This window comes from Phormidesmis sp. 146-33, assembly GCF_052939515.1.
Genome location: NZ_JBJPHU010000046.1, coordinates 1 through 14,538, shown reverse-complemented (window position 1 = coordinate 14,538; position 14,538 = coordinate 1). Strand labels below are relative to the sequence as shown.

Here is a 14,538-nt window from a genome sequence, read left to right as displayed (position 1 = left end):
CAATCTTGCACCATCCTGGTTTAATGAAAGTTGGAGGAGGGAGGTTTAATAGACTTCCTGCATGAATACCTGGCGATTAATGTTAGCTTCGCAAGAGCCTTCGGAGGGCATCTATGATTCGTGCAGGAGTCTAATGTTAAATTTCCCCCTCGTTTCAGTGTGGTTTGCTCACCAGAATCAACTGTGAAACAGGGAGACACTTAATGAATCGTTTTCATCCAGATTTTTTGGGTGAGGTTGCTCGTCGAGTCGGCATCAAACCTCATTCTGGATACCGTCAATTTGTCGTACAACATCTCTATGAAGATACGCTGCGGCTACTTCTGACTTCTCATCAGTTTTTTGCGATCGAAGTTGTGATTGGCATTGGCTACTCTGGCAAAGACCACGTTGTAGAAGCCTTGCAGCGTCAGGGCATTCGGGTACTCACTCCAGGGTTTGACGAATTGGAAGAAACTATCCAGGTTGAGTTGAAAAATAGCCTCGAACAGTGTCGTCAAGCAGGTCATCAACTCCTTTTGCATGAAGTAGGTGGGTATGCAATCACTTGCTTTCACAAATACTACCGAGACTATCAAAACTATGTGCGCGGCGGTGTTGAGATTACTAAGCAGGGGGTCTGGGCGGCGCAGCGTATTGAAGATCTTTTGATTCCTCAGTTAAATTGCGCTGAGACTCGTCTCAAGGAAATTGAGGGGGATTATGTCGGAGATGCGGTGGTGTCGTCTCTGGATACAATTTTGCGGGAGATTGGCTATGCGATCGCAGGTCGTCTCGCTCTCGTCAATGGCTATGGTTGGGTGGGTCGCGGGGTTTGCCGCAGTCTACGAGCCAAGAATCTTGTGGTTGCAGGACAGGATCTTGATGTGATTAAGAAGGTTGCGCTCAAGCTAGACGGCTTTTTGTTGCGAGATGAGTTGGATAGCCTGGATCGAGTCTCGATCGTGATTGGTGCGTCGGGTGGCTGCTCGATTACTCCGGAGTTGATTGACCGATTGAGCGATCGCACTATTCTAGTCAGTGCTAGTTCTAAGAAGGTTGAGATTGACTTGGACTACTTAGATCGACAGGCAAAATCAATTGAGTTGATTCATCCCCATGTGGAGGCTTATCACCTTCCAGATAGAACGCTTTATCTCGTCAATCGAGGTTATCCGGTTAACTTTGTGGGTAGTAGTGTTCCGGATGAGATTGTTGAGTTTCTATTTGCAGAAGCGCTTATCTTGTTGGAGCAGTTAGTTTCTAATGATTTTCCACCGGGGACGTTCCCGCTTGCTCCTGAGCTAGAAGAGATTCCAGCACAGGTTTGGCTAGATTTACGTTAAGGTTCTTTCACGTCGTATATTGTTCGTATATTGGCGGTTTTGCCCCCCAACTCCCTAATTTTGGCTGACTTTAGCATAATTGGTGGGGCTGTAGGCGGGGTTTTGTGGACGGTAGATGCATCCTGGTTGAGCGATATGGTTTGATTTAGCTGAAATTTAAGATCATGTCCGACGCGAAGGTGTGGCTCGACAAAAGTGTAGTTTGCCCTGGCGAAAAACATGGCGTTCCGAGGAGATCTCGTGGGATTAGGGCTGTAGAAATCTTTGGAACAGGTCAAAGTTCCTTGCCCGTAAAGATTGCCTGAGTAATCACTCAAAACGAAAGGTGCAGCGATCGCCCTTTGGGTTGTCAACGAAAAGACGGCGATCGCTACGGATGCCAGCGCAAATATTCTCTTGATGAAATCACGGGTAGCTTTTGGAGTCATCATGAAAATTGCACTGTTGACACTGTTGATGGTTGTCGGAATTGAGAGAGCGGCGATCGCTAATGAAGCTCAGGATTCAAGAATAATGTACCTGACAGATATGTACCCTATCTGTGAAGGGGATCTATATAAAATATGTCAGTCAGTTGCTCCTTCAGAAGCACCTTCCCCAGCTATCAAAAGAGTGTTTGTATTACCTCCCACGCTAGTTATTGAAGAAGGTTCTCAGGGCACCTTACTTGAGCTGAGTGGACTTTCATTGATTCCATTTTCTAGCTCAAACGAAAGCTCCCCATTGTAGAGGAATTGCCCATTTTTAACCGACACAGGGCTGTTCAAGGTGCATCGAAGAAGACTAGCGTTAAAGAACGATCTATCAACAGGGTCTGACGAAACTATCTTCGTTATTAAATCTGCGAATGTCCAATCCAGATGTTTTGAAGTTAGCGATGTACAGGTACTAGGAAAATTGGATGTCGGAGAACAATCGGAAGACGGCTGCTTAATTCCTAATTAGTCCACCATCAAGATCAGTCGATCGAGCCTCGCATACCAGGGGAACGGTTGGTCTTTGAGAACAGTCCACTTTTCTTTGAAGATCTCTGCTTGCACATGATAGTCCTGCGAGTCAGTAGCCACCGATTTGAACTTGAGAAAAAGGGTCATTCGGTGCGGCGTTTCACTAGTTGCGGCTAACCAACAGGGATAAGTGTAGTCGTCAGGATCAGTGGTAAGGCTAATCTGATGGGCACGAATGCCAACGTCGGTGAGGCGATCGGGAATTGCTTCGAGAACCTGCAACGTCAGACCCCAATCGGTTGCTTCAACTAAGTTAGTTCCGACTACTACTGCACGAGAGAAGTTCTTACAACCTGTGAGTTGAGCAATGCGAACAGTTTGGGGATGCTCAAAAATCTGATGTTTGGAATCATAAGCGATCGGCTTTCCACTAGACATCACCATCAGCGTCTCACAAACTCGAAAGGCTTCCTCCAGGTTATGGGTGACAAACAACGTCACTCCGCGATAGGTAGACAAAATTTTGATGAGTTGTCGCTCTAGTTGGCTGCGGAGGTAGGTATCAAGCGCCGAAAAAGGCTCGTCTAACAACAGGACTTCCGGTTCGGTTGCTAATGCTCTTGCTAGGGCGACTCGTTGTTGTTGTCCCCCCGAAAGCTGGTGAGGATAGCGTGCAGCAAAGCTGACTCCTCCGGGCGTGTCTAATTCCTGCAATTGTACTAGGGCAAGCTGTTGTCTGATTCGCTGAAGGCGCTTGGGTTTGGACAGATGATGTAGCCCAAATCCTACATTTTGAGCAACCGTCATGTGGGGAAACAAAGCATAGTTTTGAAACACTAAACTAACGTTGCGTTTGGAACTAGGCAGGTTGATTTGCTTGTCGGCATCAAATAGAGTTTGTCCATTCAAAACAATGCGCCCTTTGGTTGGGGTTTCTACTCCAGCAATACAGCGCAGCGTCATACTTTTTCCTGACCCTGACCCGCCGAGAATGCCTAAAGTTTCTTGCTGCGCCGTGAGTGTGGTGTCGAGTGTGAAAGTAGATAGCTGTTTTTCAATGTCAACAAATAGTCCTTGTCCTGTGTCAGATTGAGGTTGTGTGCAATGGTGTGCTCGATGCTCTGAGGGAGTCGATCGCGTCCACTTTCCCCCTCGATTTACGGGTTCATCAGCTTCGATCGTGCCTGATTGTTGCCGATACAATGTCTGCTCATATTGCTTTTGCCACAGGTTGACCATGATCAGACCCGACACTGAGAGCGCCATGATCACACTTGCCCACAACCAGGCTTGACCCACATCTCCGGCTTCGACTGCGAAGTAGATAGCCATTGGCATGGTTTGAGTTTCCCCAGGAATGTTGCCCGCCAGCATCAGGGTGGCTCCAAATTCTCCTAATGCCCGCGCAAAGGCGAGTGTGCTTCCGGCTAATAGTCCAGGCACTGATAACGGTAAGAGAATCTGTCTAAAAATTCGTAGTTCTGAGGCTCCTAATGTTCTGGCTACTTGAAGTAGGCTAGAGTCGATTTGCTCAAATGCCCCCAGTGCTGTTTTGTACATCAGAGGAAACGAGACGACGATCGCCGCCACAACTGCCGCATACCAGGTAAAGATGATTGTAAAGTCAAACTGCTCCATCAGGTTGCCAAGCGGCCCATTTCTACCAAACAGCAATAGCAGAAGAAACCCAACTACAGTCGGCGGTAAAATCAATGGAGCAATGAGAATGCCTTCGATAATCGCTTTCCAGCGACCGCGATAGCCCAACATCCAGTAAGCGGCGGCCGTACCAAGCAAGAAGGTAACGATCGTTGCCAAGCCAGCCGTTTTGAGGGAAATCCAGAAGGGGGAAAGATCTAGTTCCATAGGTTCAAGCTATTAGCTCGTGACTGGTGAATCAAGGAAGTTTTGTGACTTGAAGAACTTTAACGACAGGCTTTAACTACCCCAAAATTCTCGACTAAGACACGTTAAAACCGTACTTCTGAAACACTTGTTTTGCTTGATTGCCAAACAAAAAATCGACAAAGCTTTTGGAAGCAGTTTGATCACGACTATTTTTTAGCACTGCGATCGGGTAGACGATCGGCGAATGTAAGCTGGCTGGAACCGTTTGGGCAATTTTAACTTTGTTCGTGGTTCTCGCATCGGTCAGGTAGACTAATCCAGCGTCGGCATTTCCGGCTTCGACAAACTGCAACACCTGGCGGACATTGTTTGCCAGAACGTACTTCGATTTTAGTTGATTCCAAATACCCGCTTTAGTCAAGGCTTCTTGGGCATACTGTCCAACCGGAACACTACGCGGGTCACCGATCGCAATCCGTTTGACTCGGACATGGGTTAAACTCTTTAAGTCTGTCACGCTAGACCGATTACTAGGAACAACCAACACAAGCCGATTAGTCAACAGATTACGCCGAGTGTTTGAGGTGAGAAGGTTTTTATGTTGTAGGGCATCCATCTGTCTCACGGCGGCTGAGATAAAAACATCAGCAGGGGCACCATTTTCAATCTGCTGTTGTAGTGCGCCGGAGCTACCGAAGTTGTAGCGCACCCCGACATTAGAGCGAGATTGTTGATAGATTGGGTCTAGTTCTTTTAGGGCATCAGCCAGGCTGGCAGCAGCAGAAACAATGAGTTGAGTATTTACCTGAACGATCGCCACGGGTGTATTGAGCAGCCGAATCCCAAAAGATACACCAAAGGCTAGAACTACAAGAGTGACGAACACCAGAATGCGTTGCTTTTTCATACAAACCTCTAAAGGACGCTGACAACAAATCCGGAGGTAGCTGTCACCAGAGCTTTGAGTTTTATATCATGGTTGTAAAACCTATAGCAAAGCGCTAAGTGCTGAGGTTGAGAAGCCGTTACGTCTGTCTTTTAGTTTCTTCCAAAGTCGTTGAGTTGCTTGGATCAGGCTTTTTTTGAGCAACGATGTGAAAGATGTGCCAATGTTTTTCTTCACCGATCGCCGTGATTCCATCTCGTTCTTCTTCCTCAAACCACTCAATCTCAAAGGGTTGTAAAAGCACTTCAACTTGTGGGCGCGTGTGATGCGATCGATGAGGATAAACCGCCCAGGAATCACGATCGCCAAACAACTGCCCACAAAAGCGTCCTTGTGGTTTGAGCGAGGTCACGATCGTTTGCCACAAGTCTGAGAAATTGGCAGGTGGACAAAAGGGAAGACAAAAGCTGGCATTAATCAAATCAACCGCAGCAGGCAAAGTCAAGGCTTCAAAACGCATCAGTTGAGTTTGAAGGTGGTCTTGTTGAATCGGACGATTGAGGAGACGATCGAAGGCGGCTTGTTCTGCGTCGATCGCCAATACCTGCCAGCCGCGATGCAGCAGTTCGACAGTATCTCGCCCATCCCCACAGCCTAAATCAACTGCTTGGAGCATGGGACAATCTAACAATCTCTCTGTGTCAAACCTCGCTAATGCTTTCAACAATGTTTCTCGCGGTGAGCCACCTTCTACGGCTTGATAGTAGATTGTCCAGTCGGGGTTATTAGCAGGGATAGATGGACTCATTAGTAACGCTCATTGAATGCAGGGTTAACACTGTCGATTTCTATTTTATTCAAGCACTTTTGAGATTGCTGAAGTACCAGTAGAGATTAGCCACGGTTAGATCAGAAACATCTTGCCAACTAGACGGCACTAGAGCGGAGTAGCCTGATTTGGGAGCTAGATCAGCGATCGCGACTTCATATTCTTGTCGTGACTCAGGTTTGATCATAAAGCGCAACTGATCGCGCAATCCTCGAAAATCAGTTTGAGTCCGCAGCGTTTCATACAATGCCTCTTCGGGGGGAATTTGTAAAATGTCAGGTGTGATCGTCTCAAAGTCTTCAAGCGTCAGATTAGGAAGTTGTTGTAATTCACTGGGCGAAAGGGATCGGATTACATCAATTTGAGTTTGCCACGCTTCTAAAACCTGCAAGTCTTGATGATGAATGCGAGTAATTTCTGGAAAGATAAAGTCTAATTCAACTTGAGATTCACAACTAGTCACCACTGAGAGAACATTCTGTTTAATCTTGTTTTGCAGATCAGAGATACATTTGCTGGCAGCGATCGGTTCATTGTGTAATTGAAAGACTAGCGCGATCGTTTGCTCGATCGTCCAGGCGCATTCAAATCGACGCAATTTCCCAGCCGCATTCATCTCTGGCATCAAGTGAGGGTCGTTGTAGATTGCCAGTGACTCACTCATCGTCTGCACTGCATTGGCTAAATACTTGTCTCTAGCACTTACATTTTGGCACTCTAGCGCTAGTCCAACTAACTTTGTGGCTTCTGAAAACCGGGCGTAGGCGCGTTCTAATTCTCGGCGGCGATCGTCCAAGGCCTTCTGATCAATCCGCTGCAAAATCTCTGTATGTTGTGAGGTCAAGACTTGTTTAATATCCAAAAAGCCATTGTTCAATTCTTTTCGCAGTTGCTTTACGTCTTCTCGCAGTTGCACTGTTTGATATAAATTCACTGCGGTCAAAACTCCGGTGACTGCAACCCCTGCCCCGATGATAGCTGTTGTCGTTTGCAAGACTCCCAAACTTTGTTGAAGCGTTTCGAGCATCCTGTAAGTCTTTTGAAAGCCGCGATGAATTTGAGCCATTTGAGCAGTCGTTCTTATCAAGTCCAGAGGCACAATAGCAGGATTGAACTGAGTAGAGGCAGAAGCTTTGGCGATCTCAATAATCTTCTTTGTTATGGGATCAATTAAGATAGGCAATCTTTTTCCGTCTTTTGTCATCATGTAGATAGCTTTGCCCGCTTCTAAAAGTTTTCGCCCTTCAGGTGAGAAAAGATATTGAATGAAATACTGCATGAGGTGATTTGCACATTTTCGAGTGAGAGTGCCGCCAGTCTAGCCGTAAATTTCCTGATTGAGTAGGATGTAGGGAGTAAATGAGCTAGTAGCCGACTCAGGTTCAGTAAATTTACTGATTTTTCTGGAAGTTTGACTGATGAACGAATATTTCACGTCTCTGAGGGCGATCGCTCAATCTTCAACAGAGCTATTAGCAGATCAATACCACTCAATAAATTCTTCAGAGATTAAACAATCTGCTAAAGCATTGCGTAGCTCGATTCAGCCATGTTTAGACAATCTTCTACAAGCACAAGTCCAACTCAAAAGGAATTTGATGGGCTGCATGAAAACTTTGGAGCAGTCCGAAGCAGTCTTGCAAAGCAAGCAGCAAGTTATTAAGACTTCAAACCTCACTATCTTAGAGAGACTTGGGGAAATTAGCGGATGTTGGAATCGTATTCAGCAACTTGCAGCCGAACAAAAAGTGGAAGTCATCGCACAAGCAAAGCAGAAATGGTATCAGCAGATCGAAGAATTAAAAGAAGGCTGCTTCTTAAATACGCAAACAAAGCAATATCGAGAGGGCATTGGCTGGGGTGAGAAAGACAAATTTAGGCGAGACTTGCCTGGAAAAGTAGCTTCTGTCTCCGAAAATCTAGATAGCGAAATCAAAGAGGTTCTCAATCATCTGCTGCAAGCACTCGACACTAAACATCTTAATTCAGCGCAGTCTTTTGTTGACCTATTTGACCCAAAGTTGAAATTTCAGCTAACTAAAAGGAAGGAAGATATATTAACAGAAGTAGAAGATGGATTTGATCGCCACCTAGATACTCTGTCTGATAGTCATACCGTCAATTTATCCCAAGGTCTTCACTACAAAATAGAAGAGTGGCGGCAACGTTTTGGAGACATCTCCTGGGAAGAAGTTGCTAAGTTTAGAGATGAAGGACTGACAAAAATTGAGCAGCGAGTTGAAATGGTGATTAGCGATCGCCTCGCCATGCTTCAAAAAGTCGTGAAGTGGGCGCTCACCTTCTACAATTATTTTCTCAACATTCAAAAGCGCTATCAACAAGAAACACCCGAACAGCGCGCAGCAGAAAAAGCTTGGATTGATCAACAAAGACAACAACTCAAACAACTACTAGCCAGTATCGAACTAAGCCTGAAGTAATCTAAGCTTATGGGAATTTGATGAAAGGCTTCATTCAAAACGATTACAAATCTGCAAGTCCTCCAAGCTTCCCACAGATAAAGAACTTTGACATAAAAATCCTCGCTTAAAGTTCGCCAGAATTGGGAGTTGGGGGGCAGAAGATTTGCACACCGAAGCGAAAAAACTCCATCGTCCAGTGCCCCGCCCCATGAACCCAACAAAAAACCCCCAACTCCAAATTCAGAATTGAGGGCAATGAATTAAGCTATCTCTTGAGACTATTTACTTTTCCCACTTTTGGGCGACCACTTCGGCTAGGTCAACCACGCGCTGACTGTAGCCCCACTCATTGTCATACCACGCAACAACCTTCACCATGTCGCCACCCATCACCATCGTCAACGCCGAATCCACGATCGACGACTCATCCGTCCCTGCGTGGTCACTCGACACCAAAGGCAAATCGCAATATTTGATAATGCCCTTCATCGACCCTTCAGAGGCATCTTTGAGAACTTGATTGACCTGCTCGGCGATCGTCGCCTTTTCAACGTTGACGACCAGATCGACCACAGACACATTGGGAGTCGGCACCCGCATCGCGATTCCGTTCAGCTTACCGCTCAGTTCAGGAAGCACCAGAGCGACTGCCTTAGCCGCCCCCGTCGAGGTCGGGACAATGTTCATCGCCGCAGCCCGTGCCCGACGCAAATCTCGGTGGCTGGCATCCAACAAACGCTGATCGCCTGTATAGCTATGAGTCGTCGTCATCGTGCCTTTGATGATGCCAAAATTATCATTGATCACCTTGGCGATCGGGGCAAGACAGTTGGTGGTGCAGCTTGCGTTACTGATGACATTGTGTTTGTGGTGATCGTACTTCTCATGATTCACGCCAACGACAAATGTCCCATCTTCATTTTTGCCAGGAGCCGTAATCAAAACCTTTTTGGCACCTGCATTGATGTGTTTTGTGGCACCTTCTTTGCTGATGAAGACCCCCGTCGATTCGATGATCAGATCGATGTCCCAATCTTTCCAGGGCAAGTTCTCAGGATTGCGATCGGACGTACATTTCACCACTTTGCCGTTGACGGTAATGGTGTTTTCGTCAGCATCGATATCTGCGTTAAACCTGCCCAACATGGTGTCGTACTTGAGCAGGTGAGCATTGGTTCTAGGGTCAGACGTGTCATTGATGGCGACGACTTCTATCTGACTGTTTTCCCTGCCTGCCCAACACCGCATGAAGTTGCGTCCGATGCGCCCAAAGCCATTGATCGCTACTCTAATCACTGCGTCTTGCCCTCTGTAGATAAATACCTATTAATGAGAGTCATCATATCGTAAAAGGTTGATCGATTCTTAAGGAAAAATGTAGAAAAGTGAGGAGGGAGGAGGGAGAAGTGAAGAGTCGCTCAAAGCCTATGATTGGTATAGTTTGTGGGCTTCGATATAGGCTTCTACAGACTCTGGAATCAGGTGACAAAGCGGTTCCTGCAAGGTTGCGCTGCCTCGACAGTACTGACGAATCAGACTAGACGAAAGCGCGATCGGCTCCATCTCAATCCACTGCAATCGCACCCCTCGCTCGTTCTGAGTTTTGAATCCTAAATTCTGACTTAATTTCTCCTCACCCCTGACCCCTGGCCCCTCTCTCCTCCCTCCTCTCTCCTCCCTCCTCTCTCCTCCCTCCTCTCTCGATCGCGGAGCCACCAGCCAAATACAGGCTTGCCGCAATTCCTCACTGCCTCGCCACCGGGCCAAATTCTCAAACGCATCAGCACCAATGATCCAGAACCACTGGGTGTCGGGATAAACCACTTGCAGATCGTGAAAGGTGTCGATCGCCCAGGAAACGCCTTCTCGCCGAGCTTCGATGTCTGAGGTGGTGAAATGAGGATGAGGGGCGATCGCCAACCGCACCATTTCTAAGCGATCCTCAAACTTGGCGAGGTCTCGTTTGTGCGGCGGTAGACGACTCGGAACCCAGAGTACGCTGTCCAGAGCAAACTGCTCAACAGCCGCCTCCGCGATGTGCAGGTGCCCCCGATGCACCGGGTTAAACGTGCCGCCAAAGATGGCTAACTTTTTCATGAAAAAACAGAATCAAACCGCGACATGCGACTTCTTTGAGTTTTCTATTTTAAGGAGTTAGAGAATTATTCTGTAGATGACCTCACGTTGAGATCTCTTTAGCTCGTTTAAAGAGGGGAGACATCAATTTAAGGTTGCACATCGCGTGACAAACTCCATTTTTCCTGGTTAAGTCAAACAGCAGCATCAATTTTCTTTATGGTTGTGCTGTTTTAAATGATCCAGGGTATCGTAAATGGCAAATCAAATTTAACTAGAAAAATTACTGAACTGACTCTGTATTTTTATCAGGAAATCGTCGAGTTGGTGGCGTAGTTAACCAGTTAGGATGATCCACAAAACGCAGATGTATCAAAACCGCTAGACAAAATCCGATTTTTCACTTAATTAATAGGAATGCTTTGTCACTTGTCTAGAGGAAAAGACCGCAAATTCCAATTAATCTATACCGTGAAAAAGCAATCCTTGATATGATAGCGCGTGTTATTGGTGTGGTGTGTAAGGAGCTAAGATGCTGAATTCCGTTGATTTCAGCGGCAGACCATTTCATTTTATTGGAATCGGTGGAATTGGAATGTCAGCCCTCGCTTATGTCTTAACAAAGCGTCGGTTGCCTGTGTCCGGTTCTGATGTTCGCTTGAGCCATATTACGGCGCGTTTGCAAGAATTAGGTGCCCACATCTTTTCGAGTCAAAACGCCTCAAACCTTGAGTTTTTTAAGTCCCCTCTAGAGCAGCCTGCCCCTGCGATCGTCGGGGTCGGTTCGGTTGCTGCTAGAGCGTCTCAAAAAAGCTATTTTAGTCAAAGTGATTTGGCGCAGCTTCCCCAGGTCATTTGCTCGACGGCTATTAATCCGGCCAATCCAGAATATCGAGCGGCGATCGAGCTAGGCTGTCCTATTTTTCACCGATCAGATCTTTTGGCAGCGCTGATTCAAGATTACCAAAGTATTGCTGTCGCGGGCACTCATGGTAAGACCACGACCAGTAGTTTGATTAGCTACCTGCTGTTAAAGGCGGGGGTCGATCCGACCATCATCGTCGGCGGTGAGGTAAACGCCTGGGAAGGCAATGCCCGTGTCGGTAGTGGAAAATACTTAGTCGCCGAAGCAGACGAATCAGACGGTTCGCTGGTCAAGTTTTCTCCGGCGATCGGCATCATCACCAATATCGAACTCGATCACCCCGATCACTACAGCAGTCTAGAACAGGTCGTCGAAACCTTCCAGACGTTTGCGAGTCATTGTCACACGTTAATTGGCAGCATTGATTGTGAAACGGTGCGCGATCGCATTCAGCCGACCATCACCTATAGTTTGCACCGAGACTCTGGCGCAGATTACAGCGTTGATCAGGTAGACTATCGCTCAGATGGGACAGTTGCACGAGTTTGGGAACGCGGAAGAATTCTTGGACAGCTAAAAATTGCGCTTCTGGGCACTCATAATTTGAGTAACGCTCTAGCAGGCATCGCGACCGGACGGCTGTTGGGACTGGAGTTTGAAGTGATTGCTGAGGCGATTGCGCTATTCGAGGGTGCCCGCCGCCGATTTGAGAAGCGGGGTCAGTTTAACGACATTCTCTTTATCGATGACTACGCCCATCACCCCAGCGAGATCCAGGTGACGTTGGCGGCCGCAAAATTACAGGCAAGTCAGACCGTCCCACCTCAGCGCGTGGTGGCCGTCTTTCAACCGCATCGCTACAGTCGAACGCTAACATTTTTACCGGAGTTTGCCGCCTCTTTTGCGAACGCCGACCTGGTGATTGTCAGTGATATCTACAGCGCAGGCGAGCCTGATTTAAACCAGATCACTGGACAGCAGGTGACCAGCTTGATTGCTCACCACAACCCTAATGTGCTCTACCAGCCGACCCTTCAGGCGATCACTCACTTCTTGAACGACACCTTAGTTCCGGGAGACCTGGCGATTTTCTTGGGTGCGGGAAACCTGAATCAAGTGATCCCAGATGTGATGGCGCATCAGTCCGGGGTTGCTCAAGAACGTATCTCCAGGACGGTGTAACCGCTCCAATTTTTGTGGCAAAAATTTAGCAACTGCCCATCCGACCCGTGAGGGGTTTCGGTTGGAGTATTCAAGCAACTAAAAACCATGACTCTCTCCAGTGATCCCCGGACTTCGATTAGCGCTCTCAAATCAAGTTTTTCAACTAAAATCAATTCGTCTCGATCGCTGCCTCCTCAGCCGAATGAGATATTGTCGATCGCGCTCCCTGGTACTGACTGTTTGCTAAAAGCCAAAGTTCCACTCTCTACACTGACATCGTTTCGGGTCGGAGGCCCGGCAGAGTGGTATGTTGCACCCCGTCGATTAGAAGATCTGCAAGCGAGTTTTGAGTGGGCAACGGCTCAAGGCTTGCCGATTACAATGCTCGGTGCAGGGTCAAATCTGTTGATTAGCGATCGTGGGCTGCCGGGGTTGGTGATTTCGACTCGTCATTTTCGCCATATGGCCTTTGATGCAGAGTTGGGACAGGTGACGGTGGGCGCTGGAGAGCCGCTTCCGAGACTTGCGTGGCAACTAGCCGATCGCGGCTGGCAGGGCTTTGAGTGGGCAGTTGGGATTCCGGGGACGGTCGGCGGAGCGGTGGTCATGAATGCGGGCGCTCATGGGGGATGCGTCGCTGATTCTCTGGTCAAGGCTCACGTTTTGTTGCCCAATGGGTCGATCGAGATTCTCACCCCTGCGGACTTAGATTATCGATATCGAACGTCGGCCTTGCAGGGCGATCGTCGTTTGGTGACGCAAGCCACGTTTCAACTCAACCCTGGTGCCGACCCCACGCAAGTTTTAGAAGAAACCAGCAACCATAAGCATCACCGTCTCAAAACTCAACCCTACGATTTGCCCAGTTGTGGGAGCGTTTTTCGCAATCCACGCGACTATAAGGCGGGCTGGCTGATCGAGCAGTCGGGTCTAAAGGGGCATCAGATTGGCGGCGCTCAGATTGCTCAACGTCACGCCAATTTTATTCTCAACTGCGGCGGCGCGACTGCAACCGACATTTTTGCCCTAATTCAGCATGTCCAGCATCAGGTTCAGCAGCAGTGGTCGCTTTGGTTAGAGCCAGAAGTCAAAATGTTGGGCGAGTTCCAACCGATCTAGGTGCGTTGCTGAAGACATTTGCGAAGCTAACAGCATTTGCCAACTTTGACTACCATTTGACCACCCACAGATTAAGAGTTCAGGACTTTTGTCATTCAACCGGGTGAGCGACCTCTAGCAGCTTCCCTTTTTACTTTTTGGACTCAGTGAACTGTCTGAGTCAGGCGATGTCATAATGAAGCTTGCTTGACTGTTGCTTGATAAAAATTGGGCAAAGAGTCGATCGCATCTGCGAAAATTCTGATCTACATTCCACTCACACCCCGTAGGAAGTTATGTCACAAGGACAGGGATTTGGCTTTGGTCTCGGCAAAATGAAAGAGCTAAAAGATGCCTTTCAAAAAGCGCAACAGGTTCAAGAAGGAGCAAAACGTCTCCAAGAAGAACTCGAACAGATGGAAATCGAAGGCGAAGCGGGCGGTGGGCTTGTCAAAGTCGTGGTGAGTGGAAACCAAGAGCCGCTAAAGGTCACGATCGCCCCCGAAGCGCTGCAAGAATCTGCGGATGTTGTGTCTGATTTAGTGTTAGCTGCCACCAAGGATGCTTACAACAAATCCACCGCTACGATGCGCGAACGGATGGAAGAACTCACAGGCGGTCTCAATCTCCCTGGCTTGGGCTAAGTTCAGTTTGGATTTTAGATTTTGGATGAACGTTGTTGTGAATTTGACTCCTCAGTGATTGAATAATCAGTGATTGAATAATCAGTGATTGAATAAAAGGTTGTTGAATAAAAGTTCCGCTATCAAGTCCAGAATCTAAAATCCCAATGCCTTACAAACTGCTTTTTGTCTGTCTCGGTAACATCTGCCGCTCTCCGTCTGCTGAGAACATTATGAATCACCTGATCCAGCAGGCAGGTCTCTCAGATCAACTTATTTGTGACTCAGCGGGGACTTCGAGCTATCACATTGGCAGTCCGCCCGATCGCCGCATGACTGCTGCTGCCAAACTGCAAGGCATTGAGCTAGTGGGTCGCGCCCGTCAGTTTACAAAATCCGACTTAGGGCCTATCCGAAAACCATAAAATCTGTGAGATGATGAAGGCAAGCGAGT

At 47.7% G+C, this 14,538-nt stretch carries 14 protein-coding genes; 7 read left to right on the top strand and 7 right to left on the bottom strand.

Going from position 1 to position 14,538, the window contains the following annotated elements; all coding sequences use genetic code 11:
- Positions 1-203 precede the first annotated feature (203 nt).
- Positions 204-1,325 carry a hypothetical protein gene (locus ACJ2PR_RS18525; protein ID WP_446862311.1) on the top strand — a complete coding sequence of 374 codons (1,122 nt, stop codon included), beginning with the start codon at positions 204-206 and terminating at the stop codon, positions 1,323-1,325.
- On the opposite strand, the gene ACJ2PR_RS18520 is transcribed toward ACJ2PR_RS18525, so the two are convergent.
- The gene (locus ACJ2PR_RS18520; RefSeq protein ID WP_446878090.1) at positions 1,322-1,756 is read right to left on the bottom strand and encodes a hypothetical protein; all 435 of its coding nucleotides are present in this window, start codon (positions 1,754-1,756) and stop codon (positions 1,322-1,324) included. The two genes, ACJ2PR_RS18525 and ACJ2PR_RS18520, sit on opposite strands and share 4 nt — an antisense overlap.
- On the opposite strand from ACJ2PR_RS18520, the gene ACJ2PR_RS18515 reads away from it, so the two are divergent.
- Complete coding sequence (locus tag ACJ2PR_RS18515) at positions 1,755-2,054, top strand: hypothetical protein (protein WP_446862313.1); 300 nt, start codon at positions 1,755-1,757, stop codon at positions 2,052-2,054. The genes ACJ2PR_RS18520 and ACJ2PR_RS18515 overlap by 2 nt on opposite strands.
- A gap of 212 nt (positions 2,055-2,266) precedes the next feature.
- Here the strand turns inward: ACJ2PR_RS18515 and modB are convergent, their stop codons facing one another.
- From modB to ACJ2PR_RS18495, 4 genes are all read right to left on the bottom strand, one after another.
- Positions 2,267-4,138, bottom strand: a complete 1,872-nt coding sequence (gene modB, locus ACJ2PR_RS18510; RefSeq protein ID WP_446878089.1) for a molybdate ABC transporter permease subunit — start codon at positions 4,136-4,138, stop codon at positions 2,267-2,269.
- 94 nt (positions 4,139-4,232) lie between these two features.
- Positions 4,233-5,027 (bottom strand): molybdate ABC transporter substrate-binding protein, encoded by a 795-nt coding sequence (gene modA / locus ACJ2PR_RS18505; RefSeq protein ID WP_446870336.1) that lies wholly within the window; start codon positions 5,025-5,027, stop codon positions 4,233-4,235.
- Positions 5,028-5,145: 118 nt separating this feature from the next.
- Positions 5,146-5,814, bottom strand: coding sequence for a class I SAM-dependent methyltransferase (locus ACJ2PR_RS18500; RefSeq protein WP_446878088.1), 669 nt, complete (start codon positions 5,812-5,814; stop codon positions 5,146-5,148).
- A 49-nt stretch (positions 5,815-5,863) separates the two neighbouring features.
- The gene (locus ACJ2PR_RS18495; RefSeq protein WP_446878087.1) at positions 5,864-7,114 is read right to left on the bottom strand and encodes a hypothetical protein; all 1,251 of its coding nucleotides are present in this window, start codon (positions 7,112-7,114) and stop codon (positions 5,864-5,866) included.
- Positions 7,115-7,253: 139 nt separating this feature from the next.
- Between ACJ2PR_RS18495 and ACJ2PR_RS18490 the strand changes: the two genes are divergently transcribed.
- On the top strand, positions 7,254-8,276 hold the full coding sequence (locus ACJ2PR_RS18490; protein ID WP_446878086.1) for a hypothetical protein: 1,023 nt from the start codon (positions 7,254-7,256) through the stop codon (positions 8,274-8,276).
- Between the two features lie 264 nt (positions 8,277-8,540).
- Here the strand turns inward: ACJ2PR_RS18490 and ACJ2PR_RS18485 are convergent, their stop codons facing one another.
- Together ACJ2PR_RS18485 and nadD are read right to left on the bottom strand one after the other, a co-directional pair.
- Positions 8,541-9,554 carry a type I glyceraldehyde-3-phosphate dehydrogenase gene (locus ACJ2PR_RS18485; protein ID WP_446878085.1) on the bottom strand — a complete coding sequence of 338 codons (1,014 nt, stop codon included), beginning with the start codon at positions 9,552-9,554 and terminating at the stop codon, positions 8,541-8,543.
- Positions 9,555-9,683: 129 nt separating this feature from the next.
- The gene (gene nadD / locus ACJ2PR_RS18480; protein ID WP_446878084.1) at positions 9,684-10,355 is read right to left on the bottom strand and encodes a nicotinate-nucleotide adenylyltransferase; all 672 of its coding nucleotides are present in this window, start codon (positions 10,353-10,355) and stop codon (positions 9,684-9,686) included.
- Positions 10,356-10,866: 511 nt separating this feature from the next.
- Here nadD and murC point away from each other — a divergent pair.
- From murC to ACJ2PR_RS18460, 4 genes are all read left to right on the top strand, one after another.
- Positions 10,867-12,381, top strand: a complete 1,515-nt coding sequence (gene murC, locus ACJ2PR_RS18475) for a UDP-N-acetylmuramate--L-alanine ligase (protein ID WP_446878083.1) — start codon at positions 10,867-10,869, stop codon at positions 12,379-12,381.
- Between the two features lie 87 nt (positions 12,382-12,468).
- Positions 12,469-13,482, top strand: a complete 1,014-nt coding sequence (gene murB, locus ACJ2PR_RS18470) for a UDP-N-acetylmuramate dehydrogenase (protein ID WP_446878082.1) — start codon at positions 12,469-12,471, stop codon at positions 13,480-13,482.
- Positions 13,483-13,757: 275 nt separating this feature from the next.
- Positions 13,758-14,105 (top strand): YbaB/EbfC family nucleoid-associated protein, encoded by a 348-nt coding sequence (locus ACJ2PR_RS18465; RefSeq protein WP_446862321.1) that lies wholly within the window; start codon positions 13,758-13,760, stop codon positions 14,103-14,105.
- A 146-nt stretch (positions 14,106-14,251) separates the two neighbouring features.
- Complete coding sequence (locus ACJ2PR_RS18460) at positions 14,252-14,509, top strand: arsenate reductase/protein-tyrosine-phosphatase family protein (RefSeq protein WP_446878081.1); 258 nt, start codon at positions 14,252-14,254, stop codon at positions 14,507-14,509.
- The last annotated feature ends 29 nt before the right edge of the window (positions 14,510-14,538 follow it).